We start from the raw sequence: 16,191 nt of genomic DNA on the forward strand, positions 1-16,191 counted from the left end.
TGAGGCCCGCACGCCACCGTCAAGGAGCATTCCATGCAGTTACGGAATATGAAGATCGGCATTCGCGCTGCCAGCGTATTTGCCCTATTGGGCATCCTGGTCCTGTTCATGGGCCTTATCGCACTCTATGAAACCCGCCAGATGGACAAGGCCACCGACGAGATCCGTGTCACCTGGATGCCCGCCGTGGTAGCCCTGGGTGACATCAGCAGCAACCTCGGCCGCGCACGGGCTATCACCTTGCGCGCCGCACTGGACGACAACCCCGCCGAGCGCGCACGCAACCTGCAGTTGCTCGAAGGCATCAACGCCGAGCTCAAGGGTGGGTTGAAAGACTACGCCGACACCCTCATCGCGGCCGACGACCGCGCCCTGTTCAACACCCTCAATGACGCACACCAGCAGTACCTCGACCTGCAGGTGAAAGTGCTGCAGGACATTGCTGCAGGCCGCATGGACGATGCCAAGCAGCAGATCAACGGCCCCCTCACGCAGCGCGCCGACACCATGATGAAGGCCATGACCGCCCTGCTCGCCTATAACAGCAAAGGTGCCGAAGACGCCTCGCAGCGCAGCAGCGATGTAGCCGACGAAGCGTTCACCGCCATCATCGCCTCGTTGCTGGTCATCATGCTTGCCCTGGCCGCCATTGCCACCGTGCTTACCCGCAGCATCGTGGCACCACTGGCCGATGCCGTGGCTGTTGCCGAACGCGTGGCCACCGGTGACCTCACCCGGGAAATACGCGTGACCGGGCGCGACGAGCCAGCCTTGCTGTTACGCGCCCTGGCCCGCATGCAGGAAAGCCTGCGCGATACCCTGCGCAAGATCGCCGCGTCGTCCGACCAGCTGGCCTCGGCTTCGGAAGAGCTGCACACCGTTACCGAAGACACCAGCCGCGGCCTGCACCAGCAGAGCGCGGAAATCGACCAGGCGGCCACCGCCGTCAACCAGATGACCGCCGCCGTCGAAGAGGTCGCGAACAATGCGGTCAGCACTGCCGATGCTTCCAAGGGCGCCGACCAGACCACCCGCGATGGCCGCGACCGGGTCAATCAGGCGCTGGCATCCATTCAGCATCTGGTGGCTGACGTAACGGGCACCTCGGCCGAAATCGAGCAACTGGCCAGCAATGCCAACGAGATCAGCCGCGTGCTGGATGTGATTGGCGCGATTGCCGGGCAAACCAACCTGCTGGCGCTGAACGCCGCTATCGAAGCAGCCCGCGCAGGCGAGGCGGGCCGTGGCTTTGCGGTGGTGGCAGACGAGGTTCGCGCCCTCGCCCACCGCACCCAGCAGTCGACGGCGGAGATCGAGCAGATGATCGCCGGTATCCAGAACGGTACCGAGCGGGCGGTGACGGCGATGCACAGCAGCCAGGGGCGTGCATCGGGCACATTGGAAGTGGCACAAGGCGCCGGCCAGGCGTTGGAGGTGATTGCCGAGGCGATTGCGGCGATCAACCAGCGCAACCTGGTGATTGCCAGTGCTTCGGAGGAGCAGGCGCAGGTGGCACGCGAGGTGGACCGTAACCTGGTGAACATTCGTGATCTGGCGATGCAGACGTCGGCGGGTGCGAACCAGACCAGTGCGGCGGCGCAGGATCTGTCGCGACTGGCGGTGGACCTGAACGGCATGGTGGCGCAGTTCAAGGTTTGACCTGAAACAACAGGGGCTGCAAAGCAGCCCCATTTACAGCAAAAGTCATCTATCAGTCGTTAACACTCACAACCCGCCCAGCCTTCTCGACAGCCTTGCCGCGCGTCGCCAGGCAGTAATACAGCGGCACCGTGACGATCAACCCGAACAACCAAGACAAGTCCGCCCCTTCGACAATGTTGGAATACGGCCCCACATACAGCGACGTATTGGCAAACGGCAGCTGCACCAGAATCCCGCAGGCATAGGCAATGATCGCGTGGTGATTGAAGCGGCCATAGATACCGCCATCGGCACTGAAGATCGACGCAATGTCGTACTGTCCCTTCTTGATCAGGTAGAAGTCGATCAGGTTGATCGAAGCCCACGGCACCAGCACCAGCAGCAGCGCCAGGATCAGGCCGATGAAGTGGCCAATGAAATCCGCCGAGGCATTCAGTGCAACCATCCCGCAGCCCACCAGAATCACCGATGCCAGCAACACCCGCACCTTGATGCTTGGTGTCCATTCGGCCATGAAGGTCTGGATCGCAGTCACGATCGACAACACCGCGCCATACAGGTTGAGGGCGTTGTGGCTGATGATGTTGAGCAGGAACAGCACCATCAGGATCGGGCCCAACCAGCCAGTGGCCTGCTTCACCGCATCCATGGCGTCGGTGCCTTCCGGCACACACAGCACCGCTACCGCACCAAAGCTGAAGCACAGGATAGTGCCCAGGGTGGCGCCGAAGTACGTGGCCCAGAACGGCTGGGCAATGCCTACTTCACGCGGCAGGTAGCGCGAGTAGTCGGAGGTGTATGGCGAGAAGCTGATCTGCCAGATCGTGCCCAACGATACGGTGGCGATGAAGCCCGACAGGTTGAATGCACCACGGCTGAAGAAGTCGGCCGGCAGGTCCTGGGCGAACATCATGATGAAGCCGGCCAGCAATGCCGAACCCATCACCCAGGTACCGATACGGTTCAGAATATGAATGAAGCGATAACCGATCACGCCAATGGCAGTGGCGCTCAGGGCACCGATCACGATCGCGCCCGGCATCGGCACACTTGGGGTGATGCCATGGATGGTCTTGCCCGCCAGGACAATGTTGGAAATGAAGAAGCCGACATAAATCAGCGCGGTGAAGAACACGATCAGCAAGGCGCCGTAGCGGCCGAACTGGCCACGGCTCTGTACCATCTGTGGAATGCCCAGCTGCGGTCCCTGCGCAGAGGCCAGGGCGATGACCACGCCCCCGACCAGATGGCCCAGCACAATGGCGATCAGCCCCCATAACAGATTGAGGTGGAACACCTGGACCACCATGGCGCCGGTGACGATAGGCAGTGGCGCAATATTGGTACTGAACCAGAGGGTGAACAGGTCGCGCGCCTTCCCATGGCGCTCGGCAGGTGGAACGTAATCGACCGTGTGATTCTCGACAAACGGGTGTTGCGACGACGGTTGGGACATAGGATTCAGCTCGAAAGGTCGTTTTTATCGTTGTAAGGAAACCGCATCCAGGGCGGCCTCTCAGCTGCGGACCATATTATGGTATTCCAAACTTTTGACAACACTGATCCGCAGGAAAAAACGGCCGCTGATCTGCTCGTGAAACGCCTGCGACAAACCACCTCACCACTCAAGGCCACGTTATTCGTGAGTTTGCGCCGTTCATCGTGGAACAACAGGCTTGAAAATTCCGCTTGCAAATTAGGTATTACGGTATACCATCAGACACATCAATGATAAAAACCGCGGACCACCGCAGCCCTTTAGAGGTACACCCGATGATCGACGCAACCGTCTACAAGCACGTCCTGGGCTCCTTCCCCTCCGGCGTTACCGTCATCACTACCCTGGACGATGACGGCTCGGTTGTCGGCCTGACTGCCAGCGCCTTCTCCTCCCTGTCGATGGATCCGCCGCTGGTGCTGTTCTGCCCCAACTACACCTCCGATTCCTACCCTGTGCTGATGAAGCAGAAGCGTTTCGCCATTCACCTGCTCTCAGGTGAACAGCAAGCAGAAGCCTATGCGTTCGCCAAAAAGGGCAAGGACAAGGCCAGTGGTCTCGAGTGGACCCTGAGCGAACTGGGCAACCCCATCCTGGCCGGCGCCACCGCCGTTATCGAATGCGAACTGTGGCGTGAATATGAAGGTGGCGACCACGCCATCATGGTCGGCAAGGTGCACAACCTGATCGTCCCAGCAGAAGCGCCACGGCCGATGGTGTACTGCCGCGGCAAGATGGCCAGCCTGCCGGCCTTTGCCTGAAGCCAATCATGAATCGAGCCCCCTGGCGCCTCCCCTGCCCGGCGCCAGCCCCTTTCAAGCGTTGAGGAAAGCCCCATGAAATTTTCGTTGTTCGTACACATGGAACGTTGGGATGAACAGGTCAGCCACCGCCAGCTGTTCGAAGACCTGACCGAACTGACCCTGATGGCCGAAAACGGCGGTTTCAGCACCGTGTGGATTGGCGAACACCACGCCATGGAGTACACCATTTCGCCAAGCCCGATGCCGCTGCTCGCCTACCTGGCCGCACGCACCGACAAGATCCGCCTGGGCGCTGGCACCATCATCGCGCCGTTCTGGAACCCGATCCGCGTGGCGGGTGAATGCGCCCTGCTCGACGTGATCAGCAACGGGCGCATGGAAGTGGGCCTGGCCCGTGGCGCCTACCAGTTCGAATTCGACCGCATGGCCAACGGCATGCCGGCCACCGACGGCGGCAAGGCGCTGCGCGAGATGGTGCCGGTGGTGCGCAAGCTGTGGGAAGGCGACTACGCCCACGACGGCGAAGTCTACAAGTTCCCCACTTCCACCAGCGTACCGAAGCCGTTCAACGCCACCCCACCGATGTGGATCGCTGCCCGCGACCCGGACTCGCATAACTTCGCCGTGGCCAACGGCTGCAACGTCATGGTCACCCCGCTGATGAAGGGGGACGAAGAAGTGCTGGACCTGAAGAACAAGTTCCAGGCCGCCCTGGACAACAACCCGGACGTACCGCGCCCGCAACTGATGGTGCTTCGCCACACCCACGTGCACAGCCCGGCCGAGCCGGAAGGCTGGAAGGTCGGCGCCCAGGCCATTTCGCGTTTCTACCGCACCTTCGACGCCTGGTTCGGCAACAAGACCACCCCGGTCAACGGCTTCCTCGAGCCAAGCCCGGAGTCGAAGTTCGCCGAAGTGCCAGCGTTCGAGCTGGAGAATATCCGCAAGAACACCATGATCGGCACCCCGGAAGAAATCATTGCGCGCATCAAGTACTACCAGGAGCTCGGTGTCGACGAGTTCAGCTTCTGGTGCGACAACAGCCTGCCCCACGCCGAGAAGAAGAAGTCGCTGGAGCTGTTCATCAAGGAAGTGGTGCCGGCGTTCGCCTGAATTCCCATTGCCTGAATCATTGCGGGACGCGCCCGCTCCCGTGGGCCTCTGAGGCCTGCGTGAGCGGGCTTTTTTATGAAATCGGCGCAAGGCAGGAAGACTGTGCGATCCCTGTGGGAGCGGGCTTGCCGGCGAAGAGGCCAGTACAGACACGACAAGAATCAAGGCATCACGCCACCTTTCGTCTCCCAGCAAGAGAAATGTTCAGCCCCCTCTTGCACTACAAATATTATGGTATACCATCAGACAACAAGAGCTGATAACCCTCACTAGGAGCCACCCATGAGTTTCGAAATCCGCAAGATCGTCACCTACTCCGAAGAGACCCGCATCGAAGGCGGCAAGGCCACCGACAAGCCGGTGACCATGGTCGGCCTGGCCGTCGTGATCAAGAACCCATGGGCCGGTCGCGGTTTCGTTGAAGATCTGAAGCCGGAAATCCGCGCCAACTGCTCGGACCTGGGTGCCCTGATGGTCGAGCGCCTGACTGCCGCCATCGGCGGTGCCGACAAGATCGAAGCCTACGGTAAAGCTGCAGTAGTGGGCGCCGATGGCGAAATCGAGCACGCCTCGGCGGTGATCCACACCCTGCGCTTCGGCAACCACTACCGCGAAGCGGTACAGGCCAAGAGCTACCTGAGCTTCACCAACAAACGTGGCGGCCCAGGCACCTCGATCCAGATCCCGATGATGCAGAAGGACGACGAGGGCCTGCGTTCGCACTACATCACCCTGGAAATGCAGATCGAAGACGCCCCGCGTGCCGATGAAATCGTCGTGGTCCTGGGCGCTGCCGACGGCGGCCGCCTGCACCCGCGCATCGGCAACCGCTACATCGACCTGGAAGAACTGGCTGCCGAAAAAGCCAACGCTCAATAACAACAACCAAAACGGGGCCGGGGCGTGGTGTGCTTACCCGCCGCGCCCGACCTTCAAGGAGCGCCCTCCATGATTCAGCCTGTCGCTGAACACACCCCTGCCGGCACCAGCTACCTGTCCGTCGGCCAGGGCCAACCCGTGGTATTGATCCACGGCGTGGGCCTGAACAAGGAAATGTGGGGCGGTCAGATCGTTGGCCTGGCCAACGACTACCGCGTCATCGCCTACGACATGCTCGGCCACGGCCAAAGCGCCCTGCCGGCTGCCGACATCGGCCTGGAAGGCTATGCCGCCCAGCTCGCCGAACTGCTTGACCACCTGCAAATCACACAAGCCACCGTGATCGGCTTCTCCATGGGCGGCCTGGTTGCCCGTGCATTTGCCCTGAACTACCCGCAACGCCTGGCAGCACTGGTGGTACTCAACAGCGTGTTCAACCGCACCCCCGAGCAGAGCGCCGGCGTTATTGCCCGCGCCGCCCAGGCTGCGCAGCTGGGCCCCGACGCCAACGTCGACGCAGCCCTGGACCGCTGGTTCAGCCGTGAATACAAGGCTGCCAACCCGGCGCAGGTCGCCGCCATCCGCCAAGTGCTGGCGAGCAACGACCCGCAGGGCTATCACACCACCTATTCGCTGTTCGCCACCCAGGACATGTACCGCGCCAACGACCTGGGCAGCATCCAGGTGCCGACGCTGATCGCCACCGGCGAACTCGACTCGGGCTCTACCCCGGCCATGACCCGCCAGCTCGCCGCCAGCATTCCTGGTGCGCACAGTGTGGTCCTCGCCGAGCAACGGCATATGATGCCGGTAGAAGCACCGCGTGAAGTCAACAAGATGCTGCTGGACTTCCTCGCGCAAGCCCGCACCCTCACAGAATCCGCCAAGGGGATTGTTGCATGACCCTCGTTCGTTTCCAGATGTGCATCGACGGCCAATGGCGCGATGCCCAGAGCGGCAAGACCTTCGACAGCCTCAACCCGGCCACCGCTCAGGCCTGGGCGCAACTGCCCGACGCCGATGAAGCCGACGTCGAACTGGCGGTGCAGGCCGCCCAGCGTGCCTTCGACAGCAAGGAATGGCGTAGCATCACCGCTACCGCGCGCGGCAAGCTGCTGCGTCGCCTGGGCGACCTGATTGCCGAAAACAAGGAGCACCTCGCCCAGCTGGAAAGCCGCGACAACGGTAAGCTGATCCGCGAAACCCGCGGCCAGGTGGGCTACCTGCCAGAGTTCTTCCACTACACCGCGGGCCTTGCCGACAAGCTCGAAGGCGGCACCCTGCCGTTGGACAAGCCCGACCTGTTCGCCTACACCGTGCACGAGCCGATTGGCGTAGTGGCCGGCATCATCCCGTGGAACAGCCCGCTGTACCTCACCGCGATCAAGCTGGCCCCGGCCCTGGCCGCCGGCAACACCATTGTGCTCAAGCCGTCCGAGCACGCCTCGGCGACCATCCTCGAACTGGCCCGCCTGGCCCTTGAGGCCGGTTTCCCGGCAGGTGTGGTCAACGTGGTCACCGGTTACGGCCCAAGCACCGGCGCGGCGCTGACCCGCCACCCGCTGGTGCGCAAGATCGCCTTCACCGGCGGCGCCGCCACCGCGCGCCATGTGGTGCGCAGCAGCGCCGAAAACTTTGCCAAGCTGTCGCTGGAGCTGGGTGGCAAGTCGCCGAACATCATCTTTGCCGACGCCGACCTGGACAGCGCCATCAATGGCGCTGTGGCCGGCATCTATGCCGCCTCCGGCCAAAGCTGCGTGGCCGGTTCGCGCCTGCTGGTACAGGACGAAATCTTCGACGTGTTCGTCGAACGCCTGATCGCCCGCGCCAAGCGCATCCGCATCGGCAACCCGCAGGACGACGCCAGCGAAATGGGCCCCATGGCCACCGCGCAACAACTCGCGGTGGTTGAAGGCCTGGTCGCTGCAGCCAAGGCCGAAGGCGCCAAGCTGCACATGGGCGGCAAGCGTGCCGAGGTCGAAGGTGACGGCTGGTTCTACGAGCCGACCCTGTTCGAGTGCGACAGCAACGCGATGACCATCATGCAGGAAGAGGTGTTCGGCCCGGTTGCTGCGGTGATCCGCTTCAAGACCGAAGAAGAGGCACTGGAAATCGCCAACGACTCGCAGTTCGGCCTTGCCGCCGGCATCTGGACCCGCGACCTGGGCCGTGCCCACCGCCTGGCCCGCGACGTGCGCTCGGGGATCATCTGGGTCAACACCTACCGCGCCGTGTCGGCCATGGCGCCGATCGGCGGCTTCAAGAACAGCGGCTACGGCCGCGAGAGCGGCATCGATTCGGTGCTGGCCTATACCGAGCTGAAGACCGTGTGGATCAACCTGTCCACCGCGCCGATGCCCGACCCGTTCGTGATGCGCTAAGAGGAACACGAGATGATCGAACCCGGCATCTACAAAGACGTGATGGGCTCCTTCCCGTCCGGCGTCACGGTAGTCACCACCCTGGACGCCGACGGCGCCATCGTCGGCATCACCGCCAGCGCCTTCAGCGCGCTGTCGATCGACCCGGCGCTGGTGCTGTTCTGCCCCAACTACGCCTCCGACACCTACCCGATCCTGCGCGACAGCAAGCAGTTTGCGATCCACCTGCTGTCCGCCGACCAGACCGCCGAAGCCTATGCCTTCGCCGGCAAGGGCAAGGACAAGGCCAAAGGCATCGACTGGCACCTGAGCGAGCTGGGCAACCCGCTGCTGGCCAAGGCTACGGCGATCATCGAGTGCGAACTGTGGCGCGAGTATGACGGCGGGGACCACGCGATCATCGTGGGCGCTGTGAAAAACCTGGTGCTGCCCGAGCAGCCGGCAACGCCGATGGTGTACCACAAAGGCAAGCTGGGCGCCCTGCCCCCGCTTGGCTGATCACTCTTTTAGGGGCCGCGCTCATCGTCTCACCCTCGGTTGCGGCCCCTGTTTTATTCCGGAGTACTGCAGATGAGCAACGAAAAGTACGAGAAAGGCCTGGCCATCCGCACCCAGGTGCTGGGCGAGGACTACGTCAACCGCTCGATCCAGAACGCCGACGCGTTCACCCAGCCTTTGCAGGAACTGGTCACCGAATACTGCTGGGGCCACGTCTGGGGCCGCGAAGGCTTGTCGCTCAAAGAGCGCAGCATGATAAACTTGGCCATGATTTCCGCGCTCAACCGGCCCCACGAACTCAAGCTGCACATTCGGGGCGCACTGCGCAATGGCCTGAGCCGTGAACAGATTCGCGAAATCCTGCTCCAGGTCGGCATTTACTGCGGCGTACCCGCGGCGGTGGACAGCTTCCGCCTGGCCCGTGAAGCGTTTGCCGAAGCCGATGCGGAGCCAACCCGTTAACAACGGGCTGTTCGAACCACTGCATGGAACGCCTCGGTTCGGGGTATTCCGCGATGTTGGCGCAACAGCCTCATAAAGAGCGCACCTGATGAAACGCCAGCCACTCGACGACAGCTTCAAGGTCAACCGCAACCCCGTTACCCTGCGCGAAATCGTGCTCGACAAGCTGCGCGCCGCGATCATGAACTTCCACCTGCTGCCAGGCGACCGCCTGGTCGAGCGTGACCTCTGCGACCGCCTTGGGGTCAGCCGTACCTCGGTGCGCGAAGCGCTGCGACATCTGGAATCCGAAGGCCTGGTGGAATTCGCCGACGCCAAGGGCCCGCGTGTAGCCATTATTACCCTGGAAGATGCCCGCGACATCTACGAGCTGCGTTGCGTGCTCGAAGGGCTGATCGTGCAGTTGTTCACCCTCAACGCCAAAGCCAAGGACATCCGTGCCCTGGAACGTGCGCTGGAGGTCAACCGCGAGGCCCTCGAAGAAGGCGAACTGCAACAGGTGCTGGACTCGGTTCAAGGTTTCTACGATGTGCTGCTGGAAGGCTCCGGTAACCAGGTGGCGGCCCAGCAGCTGCGCCAGTTGCAGGCGCGCATCAGCTACCTGCGTGCCACCTCGGTGTCGCAGGAAAACCGCCGTGGCGCCAGCAACCGCGAAATGGAAAAGATCGTCGAGGCGATCAAGGGCGGCGACCCGCTGGTGGCCCACCAGGCCTCTGTCGACCACGTCCGCGCTGCCGCCAAGGTAGCGCTGGACTACCTGCGTCAAAAGCAGGATGACAACGCCAAGGTGCGCGACATGGTCGAGCCCCTGGCCCTGAAGGATCCACGTATATAAGAACCGCATAGGCCGCTGATCATGCCCAACGCCCCGCGCTACTGCCCGCACTGCACCACGGAACTGGCCCGGGGCGTTCCCACAGGCGATACCCACGAACGCCTGCACTGTAACGGCTGCGGCTACGTCCACTACGTGAACCCGAAGATCATCGCCGGCTGCATCATCGAGCGCGATGGCAAGTACCTGCTGTGCCAGCGCGCCATCCCCCCGCGCCCGGGTACCTGGACCTTGCCGGCTGGTTTCATGGAAGCCGGCGAAACCACCGAGCAGGCGGCGCTGCGCGAGGTGTGGGAAGAAAGCGGCGTACGTGCCGACATCGTTTCGCCTTACTCGATTTTCAGCGTGCCGAAAATCAGCGAGGTGTATATCATCTTCCGCGCCATCGTCATCGAAGAAACCGGGCAGTACGGGGCCGAGACGCTGGCGTACAAGTTTTTCGAACCGGACGAGATCCCGTGGGACGAGATCTACTATCCGGCAATCCGGCAGATTCTCGAGCGCTATATCCTCGAACGGCATGCCGGTGTTTATGGCATCTACATGGGCAATGACGACACTGGCAAGGTGCACTTCATTCGCTAGCCTGTATCGGCCCTATCGCCGGCAAGCCACCAAAAATTCTCGCCAAACGTCTATTCTGGATGCACCCTTAAGGCCTTACGCAAAAGGACCAGCAGAGCAAATGGCAAAATGGCTAGACGGCGGCGGGCTGATGGCCGAGCGCATCCGCAACCACGACTGGGCCGCCACCACACTGGGCCCGCTGCAGCACTGGCCCGACCCGCTGAAAACCAGCCTGGCCCTGTGCCTGGCCTCGCGCTTCCCGCAAGCCGTGCTTTGGGGGCCAGACCTGCTCACCCTGCACAACGACGCCTTTTCGCAGATTCTCGGGCAAAAGCCTTCGGCATTGGGCATCCCCTTCCGCGCCGTGTGGCAGGAAGCCTGGGCCGACATCGGCCACATGGCCAACCGCGCCCTGGCCGGCGAGGCGGTGTACATCGAAGACTTCCCGCTCGTCATCGACCGCAACGGCAGCCCCGAACGGGCCTATTTCACCTTCTGCTACAGCCCCATCCGTGACCACGACGGCAAGGTGCTGGGCATGCTCGATACAGTCACCGAAACCACCGCCAGCGTGCTCGCCAACCAGCGCCTGAAATTCCTCGACGACCTGGGCCGTGCCGTGGCCGACGCCACCGCCCCGGACCAGATCCTTGCCACTACCACGCGCCTGCTGGTCGAACACCTGCAACTGTCGAGTTGCGCCTATGCGGTGATGGAGCCCGACGAGGACGGTTTCACCATCTGCGGTGACGCCGTGGCGCCAGGCTCGCCGCATCTGTTGGGCCGCTATCGGTTGGAGGATTTCGGCAAGCTGGCGGTCGGCCGCCTGCGCAGTGGCCTGCCGTTGGTCATCCGGGACAACCTGAGCGAGCTGTCCCCGGAGGAAGCTGCCACCTTCCAGGCCATCGGCATTACCGCGACTATTTGCATGCCCCTGATCAAAGGCGGCCGGCTGACCGCGCTGATGGCCATCCACGACAAGGCGCCACGGGAGTGGACCCACTATGAACAGGCACTGATCAGCGAAGTCACCGAGCGCTCCTGGGCGCATGTCCAGCGGGTAAAGGCCCACGCCGAAGTGCGCGAGGCCATGGCGGCACTGGAGGCGCTGAATGCCACCCTCGAACAGCGCGTGGATGAACGCACCAGCCAGTTGCTACACACAGAAGCCGTGCTGCGCCAGGCCCAGAAGCTCGAAGCCATCGGCCAACTGACAGGCGGCGTGGCCCATGACTTCAACAACCTGCTGACCATCATTCGCTCATCGCTGCATTTTCTGCAGCGCCCCAACCTCGACGCACAGCGTCGCGAGCGCTACCTCAAAACCATGTCCGACACCGTTGACCGCGGTACCAGGCTGACCGGTCAGTTGCTGGCCTTCGCCCGCCGCCAGGCCCTGAGCCCGCAAGTGTTCGAGGTCGGGCCACGACTGGAAGCCATGGCCGACATGCTCGACACGGCCACCGGTGCGCGGATCCAGGTCGAGCTGCAGTTGCCGCAGGCGCCTTGCCATATCCGTGCCGACCTCAACCAGCTGGAAACCGCGGTAATCAACCTGATGCTCAACGGCCGCGATGCCATGGCCGGCGAAGGCACCTTGCAGCTGCGCCTGCAGGCCGACCAGCACCTGCCCACCCTGCGTGGCCAGGCGCCACAGCCGGGCCAGTTCGCGGCGATTTCGGTGAGCGACAGCGGTGTCGGCATTGCCGCCGAACTGCTGGAGCGCATCTTCGACCCGTTCTTCACCACCAAGGCACCGGGTGAAGGCACCGGGCTCGGGCTGTCGCAGGTGTTCGGTTTTGCCAAGCAGTCCGGGGGCGATGTGCAGGTGAACAGTGTGCCGGGCCAGGGCACCACTTTTACCTTGTACCTGCCCCAGGAGCCGCCGCCTGAGGCCTAGCGATCAGCGCCGCCCTTCGGCCAGCATTCGCACGGCCAGGCCCGCCAGCACCGTCCCCATCAGCCAGCGCTGAACCTGCTGCCACAACGGGCGACCGGCGAGGAATACGGCGATCGACCCGGCCATGACTGCGATCAGTGCATTGACCGAAACGCTGATGGCGATCTGCGTCGACCCCAGCACCAGCGACTGCAGCAGCACGCTGCCATGCCCTGGCTCGATGAACTGCGGCATCAACGACAGGTACATGACGGCGATCTTGGGGTTCAGCAGGCTGGTGGCAAAGCCCATGGTAAACAGCCGGCGCGGGCTGTCCGCCGGCAGGTCCTTGACCTGGAACGGGGAGCGACCGCCCGGGCGCAGCGCTTGCCAGGCCAGGTACAGCAGGTACAGCGCGCCACCAATGCGCAGCGCATCGTAGGCAAAAGGCACAGCCATCACCAGGGCGGTGATGCCCAGTGCAGCGCAGAACATGTAGATGACGAAACCCAGCGCTACGCCGCCAAGGGAAATCAAGCCGGCCTTGCGCCCCTGGCAGATCGAGCGGGAAATCAGGTAGATCATGTTCGGCCCCGGGGTCAGCACCATGCCGAGGCAGATCAGGGCAAACGTTAACAGTTGGGTTATCTCGGGCATCGGGCACATCCTGGTTGTGCTGTGGACTGCTGCGAGTTTATCTGAAGCCTTTTGAAACCGGTGAACTCAGTTGATCTGCCCCACTATCAAGCCCAAGGCCACCGTGATCATCGCCACCCCCGACACCCGCCCGACCAGCCTGGCCGCCCCCGGCCGGGTGCTCAGCACCGCCTTGGCGCCATAGCCGACCAACGAATAGATCACCAGCGAGCTGCACAGGTGCACCAGGCCCAGCAGCAGAATCTGCAACGGCACCGGCCAGCTTGACTGCGGGTCGGTGAACTGCGGCAACAGGGCCAGGAACAGCAGGAACACTTTCGGGTTCAACCCGCTGACGCAAAAACCCTTCAACGCCCAGCGCGAGCCCGATTCTCCAACACCGCCCTGCCCGGCCTCGGGTAATGCCGGGCTCAGCAACAGGTTGCCGCCCAACCACAACAGGTAGCTGCACCCTGCCAGGGTCAGCAAGGTCAGCGCCAACGGGTGGCCGGCCAGCAGGCTGCCGACACCCGCCGCCACCACCAGGGTGGCCAGGAAATGCCCCGACAGCATGCCCGCCACCGCCGGCATCACCCAGCGCCCGCGCATGCCCGCCGAAATAGCGTAGGCCCAGTCTGCCCCCGGGGTAATCACGAACAGCATCGACACGGCCCAGAATGCCGTCAGAACACTGATAGCCACTTGAATCTTCCTTTTTCCACTGCCTTGGGATGTCGAAAGATTACGGATTCCGTTCAGGGATTTTCTTTCGTATATTCCCCTTCGTGGCTCAATTACTGGAAGATCCTTCTCAATGGACAGGACCGATCGAAAGATTCTTGCCGAGCTACAAAAAGACGGTCGCCTCTCGGTGACCGAACTGGCTGATCGCGTGGGGCTCAGCCTCTCGCCCTGCCATCGGCGCCTGAAGGCACTGGAGGCGTCCGGGGCGATTCTGGGCTATCACGCCCGCCTGGCGCCGAGCGCTGTGGGGCTGAACTTTGCCGCGCTGGTATTCGTGACCCTGCGCGAAGTCACCCGCCAGCCGGTGGCGGACTTTGAAGCGGCAGTGGCCGAGATCCCGCAGATTGTCGAGGCGCAGCGACTGTTCGGTGACCCGGACTACCTGCTGCACGTGGTGGCCAAGGACTTGCCGGCGTTTCAGAAGCTGTATGACGAGAAGCTGACCAGCATTCCCAATGTGAAGCGCTTGAGCTCGACACTGGTGATGAAAGAGGTGATTCAGGATCGGTTGTTGCCGATGTAGCTGTGTTGCCTGCGCCCTGAAAACGGGCGCAGCGCACCAGCACAGCCCACTAAAATCAGCCCGCCAGACCACAAACCCCTCTACTACAAGCCCTCCCGCCAACTGGCACCCTCCTTGCTACAGTCCACCGTTTAAGCTTTTGTCAGCCTTAGGTTTTTTAAGGTTTATGGGTACATATTTACTAATTTCTCGTTATCCCCGCGCCCCGCATCATCCCTCCAACAAGAACGCGTCGCCCTTCGCCGGCACGCCCCCGGGCAGTTCCCGATGCCCTACCTTGCCTTGGAGTCAGTCATGACCAGTGCAGCCAATTCGGCACCCCTCATAGAAAAACACACGATCGGCTACGTACCGCCGCAAGACCGCCACGGAAAGGTAAGGGATCTGTTCACACTGTGGTTCGGCGGCAACATCGCGCCGTTGCCCATCGTTACCGGCGCGCTGGGCGTGCAGTTGTTCCACCTGAACCTGGTGTGGGGCATCATCGCCATCCTGGTCGGCCACCTGGTTGGTGGTGTGTTGATGGCACTGCATTCGGCCCAGGGCCCGCAAATGGGCATCCCGCAGATGATCCAGAGCCGCGCCCAGTTCGGTACCCTTGGCGCGCTGCTGGTGGTGGTGATCGCCGGGGTCATGTATATCGGTTTCTTCGCCTCCAACATCGTGCTCGCCGGCAAGTCGCTGCATGGCGTGGTCGACGCCGTACCGGTACCGGTGGGCATCGTCATCGGTGCGCTGGGCTCGGGCATCATCGGCATCATCGGCTACCGCTTCATCCACGTGCTCAACCGTATCGGCACCTGGGTGCTGGGCATCGGCATCGTGGTGGGCTTCGGCTACATCTTCACCCATGTGCAAAGCGACGACTTCCTCACCCGCGGCGGCTTCAACCTGGCCGGCTGGCTGGCCACCGTGTCGCTCGCGGCGCTGTGGCAGATCGCCTTTGCGCCCTATGTGTCGGACTACTCCCGCTACCTGCCGGCGGATGTGAAAGTCAGCTCGACCTTCTGGACCACCTACCTTGGCTCGGCCCTGGGTTCGAGCCTGTCGTTCATCTTCGGCGCCGTGGCGGTACTGGCGATCCCGACCGGCATGGACACCATGGACGCGGTCAAGCTGGCCACCGGCACCCTTGGCCCGGTCATGCTGGTGCTGTTCCTGCTCAGTGTCATCAGCCACAACGCCCTCAACCTGTATGGTGCTGTGCTGTCGATCATCACCCTGGTGCAAACCTTCGCCTACCGCTGGATCCCGACCGCCAAGAGCCGCGCGGTGCTTTCGCTGATCGTGCTGTCGGCCTGCTGTGTGGTGGCGGTGTTCGCCTCGGCAGACTTCATCGGCCACTTCGTCGACATGGTGCTGGTGCTGTTGGTGGTGCTGGTGCCATGGACGGCGATCAACCTGATCGACTTCTACGCGATTCACAAGGGGGACTACGACATCCAGTCGATCTTCCAGGTCGATGGCGGTATCTACGGCCGTTACAACCCGCAGGCGCTGATCGCCTATGCCGTGGGCATCGTGGTGCAGATCCCGTTCATGAACACGCCGCTGTATGTCGGGCCGATTTCCGAGCACATCAACGGGGCTGACCTGTCCTGGCTGGTGGGCTTGGCGATTACCTCGCCGCTGTACTGGTGGCTGGCTTCGCGTGACAGTGCCTACCGTCGTCGGCAGATGAGTGCCAAGTTGGCCATGGGGCACTGATTCAGCCTGTGCTGGCCTCTTCGCGGGCAACCCCGCGAAGAGG

16 protein-coding genes are annotated in these 16,191 nt (G+C 62.7%); 13 read left to right on the forward strand and 3 right to left on the reverse strand.

Translation table 11 applies throughout. The features are described from left to right. The first annotated feature begins 33 nt into the window (after positions 1-33). On the forward strand, positions 34-1,659 hold the full coding sequence (locus B9A31_RS16030) for a methyl-accepting chemotaxis protein (RefSeq protein WP_016715714.1): 1,626 nt from the start codon (positions 34-36) through the stop codon (positions 1,657-1,659). Positions 1,660-1,711: 52 nt separating this feature from the next. On the opposite strand, the gene B9A31_RS16035 is transcribed toward B9A31_RS16030, so the two are convergent. Then, entirely contained in the window at positions 1,712-3,118 is a 1,407-nt protein-coding gene (locus tag B9A31_RS16035; protein ID WP_019097850.1) for a purine-cytosine permease family protein, read from the reverse strand. Positions 3,119-3,435: 317 nt separating this feature from the next. On the opposite strand from B9A31_RS16035, the gene B9A31_RS16040 reads away from it, so the two are divergent. The 10 genes from B9A31_RS16040 to B9A31_RS16085 all read left to right on the forward strand — a co-directional run bounded on the left by B9A31_RS16040 (position 3,436) and on the right by B9A31_RS16085 (position 12,559). Next, complete coding sequence (locus tag B9A31_RS16040; protein WP_019097851.1) at positions 3,436-3,921, forward strand: flavin reductase family protein; 486 nt, start codon at positions 3,436-3,438, stop codon at positions 3,919-3,921. A 75-nt stretch (positions 3,922-3,996) separates the two neighbouring features. Next, positions 3,997-5,037, forward strand: coding sequence for an LLM class flavin-dependent oxidoreductase (locus B9A31_RS16045; protein ID WP_016715711.1), 1,041 nt, complete (start codon positions 3,997-3,999; stop codon positions 5,035-5,037). Between the two features lie 282 nt (positions 5,038-5,319). Next, complete coding sequence (locus B9A31_RS16050; protein WP_016715710.1) at positions 5,320-5,916, forward strand: amino acid synthesis family protein; 597 nt, start codon at positions 5,320-5,322, stop codon at positions 5,914-5,916. A gap of 69 nt (positions 5,917-5,985) precedes the next feature. Beyond that, on the forward strand, positions 5,986-6,819 hold the full coding sequence (locus B9A31_RS16055) for an alpha/beta fold hydrolase (RefSeq protein ID WP_019097888.1): 834 nt from the start codon (positions 5,986-5,988) through the stop codon (positions 6,817-6,819). After that, positions 6,816-8,297, forward strand: coding sequence for an aldehyde dehydrogenase (locus B9A31_RS16060; RefSeq protein ID WP_016715708.1), 1,482 nt, complete (start codon positions 6,816-6,818; stop codon positions 8,295-8,297). Before B9A31_RS16055 ends, B9A31_RS16060 begins: the two co-directional genes overlap by 4 nt. Before the next feature lie 12 nt (positions 8,298-8,309). Next, entirely contained in the window at positions 8,310-8,795 is a 486-nt protein-coding gene (locus B9A31_RS16065) for a flavin reductase family protein (RefSeq protein ID WP_016715707.1), read from the forward strand. Between the two features lie 72 nt (positions 8,796-8,867). After that, the gene (locus B9A31_RS16070) at positions 8,868-9,257 is read left to right on the forward strand and encodes a carboxymuconolactone decarboxylase family protein (RefSeq protein WP_016715706.1); all 390 of its coding nucleotides are present in this window, start codon (positions 8,868-8,870) and stop codon (positions 9,255-9,257) included. 88 nt (positions 9,258-9,345) lie between these two features. Continuing rightward, on the forward strand, positions 9,346-10,092 hold the full coding sequence (locus B9A31_RS16075; protein WP_016715705.1) for a GntR family transcriptional regulator: 747 nt from the start codon (positions 9,346-9,348) through the stop codon (positions 10,090-10,092). Between the two features lie 21 nt (positions 10,093-10,113). After that, complete coding sequence (locus B9A31_RS16080) at positions 10,114-10,677, forward strand: NUDIX hydrolase (RefSeq protein WP_084297142.1); 564 nt, start codon at positions 10,114-10,116, stop codon at positions 10,675-10,677. Positions 10,678-10,777: 100 nt separating this feature from the next. Continuing rightward, positions 10,778-12,559: an ATP-binding protein gene (locus tag B9A31_RS16085; RefSeq protein WP_016715703.1), complete on the forward strand. Its 1,782-nt coding sequence runs from the start codon at positions 10,778-10,780 to the stop codon at positions 12,557-12,559. 3 nt (positions 12,560-12,562) lie between these two features. Here the strand turns inward: B9A31_RS16085 and B9A31_RS16090 are convergent, their stop codons facing one another. Together B9A31_RS16090 and B9A31_RS16095 are read right to left on the reverse strand one after the other, a co-directional pair. Beyond that, complete coding sequence (locus B9A31_RS16090; RefSeq protein WP_025754496.1) at positions 12,563-13,195, reverse strand: LysE family translocator; 633 nt, start codon at positions 13,193-13,195, stop codon at positions 12,563-12,565. A 66-nt stretch (positions 13,196-13,261) separates the two neighbouring features. Then, positions 13,262-13,876, reverse strand: a complete 615-nt coding sequence (locus tag B9A31_RS16095; protein WP_016715701.1) for a LysE family translocator — start codon at positions 13,874-13,876, stop codon at positions 13,262-13,264. 112 nt (positions 13,877-13,988) lie between these two features. Here B9A31_RS16095 and B9A31_RS16100 point away from each other — a divergent pair, with 112 nt between their 5' ends. Both B9A31_RS16100 and B9A31_RS16105 read left to right on the forward strand, forming a co-directional pair. Continuing rightward, positions 13,989-14,441, forward strand: coding sequence for an Lrp/AsnC family transcriptional regulator (locus B9A31_RS16100; protein WP_016715700.1), 453 nt, complete (start codon positions 13,989-13,991; stop codon positions 14,439-14,441). 294 nt (positions 14,442-14,735) lie between these two features. Continuing rightward, positions 14,736-16,148, forward strand: a complete 1,413-nt coding sequence (locus tag B9A31_RS16105) for a purine-cytosine permease family protein (RefSeq protein ID WP_084297143.1) — start codon at positions 14,736-14,738, stop codon at positions 16,146-16,148. Positions 16,149-16,191: the final 43 nt, after the last annotated feature.

It is taken from the genome of Pseudomonas sp. URIL14HWK12:I5 (genome assembly GCF_900176445.1).
GTDB lineage: Bacteria > Pseudomonadota > Gammaproteobacteria > Pseudomonadales > Pseudomonadaceae > Aquipseudomonas > Aquipseudomonas monteilii.

Bases quoted from the DNA above. Each gene is read 5' to 3' on its own strand.
- B9A31_RS16030 (WP_016715714.1), top strand. From the start codon at position 34: ATGCAGTTACGGAATATGAAGATCGGCATTCGCGCTGCCAGCGTATTT.
- B9A31_RS16035 (WP_019097850.1), bottom strand. From the start codon at position 3,118: ATGTCCCAACCGTCGTCGCAACACCCGTTTGTCGAGAATCACACGGTC.
- B9A31_RS16040 (WP_019097851.1), top strand. From the start codon at position 3,436: ATGATCGACGCAACCGTCTACAAGCACGTCCTGGGCTCCTTCCCCTCC.
- B9A31_RS16045 (WP_016715711.1), top strand. From the start codon at position 3,997: ATGAAATTTTCGTTGTTCGTACACATGGAACGTTGGGATGAACAGGTC.
- B9A31_RS16050 (WP_016715710.1), top strand. From the start codon at position 5,320: ATGAGTTTCGAAATCCGCAAGATCGTCACCTACTCCGAAGAGACCCGC.
- B9A31_RS16055 (WP_019097888.1), top strand. From the start codon at position 5,986: ATGATTCAGCCTGTCGCTGAACACACCCCTGCCGGCACCAGCTACCTG.
- B9A31_RS16060 (WP_016715708.1), top strand. From the start codon at position 6,816: ATGACCCTCGTTCGTTTCCAGATGTGCATCGACGGCCAATGGCGCGAT.
- B9A31_RS16065 (WP_016715707.1), top strand. From the start codon at position 8,310: ATGATCGAACCCGGCATCTACAAAGACGTGATGGGCTCCTTCCCGTCC.
- B9A31_RS16070 (WP_016715706.1), top strand. From the start codon at position 8,868: ATGAGCAACGAAAAGTACGAGAAAGGCCTGGCCATCCGCACCCAGGTG.
- B9A31_RS16075 (WP_016715705.1), top strand. From the start codon at position 9,346: ATGAAACGCCAGCCACTCGACGACAGCTTCAAGGTCAACCGCAACCCC.
- B9A31_RS16080 (WP_084297142.1), top strand. From the start codon at position 10,114: ATGCCCAACGCCCCGCGCTACTGCCCGCACTGCACCACGGAACTGGCC.
- B9A31_RS16085 (WP_016715703.1), top strand. From the start codon at position 10,778: ATGGCAAAATGGCTAGACGGCGGCGGGCTGATGGCCGAGCGCATCCGC.
- B9A31_RS16090 (WP_025754496.1), bottom strand. From the start codon at position 13,195: ATGCCCGAGATAACCCAACTGTTAACGTTTGCCCTGATCTGCCTCGGC.
- B9A31_RS16100 (WP_016715700.1), top strand. From the start codon at position 13,989: ATGGACAGGACCGATCGAAAGATTCTTGCCGAGCTACAAAAAGACGGT.
- B9A31_RS16105 (WP_084297143.1), top strand. From the start codon at position 14,736: ATGACCAGTGCAGCCAATTCGGCACCCCTCATAGAAAAACACACGATC.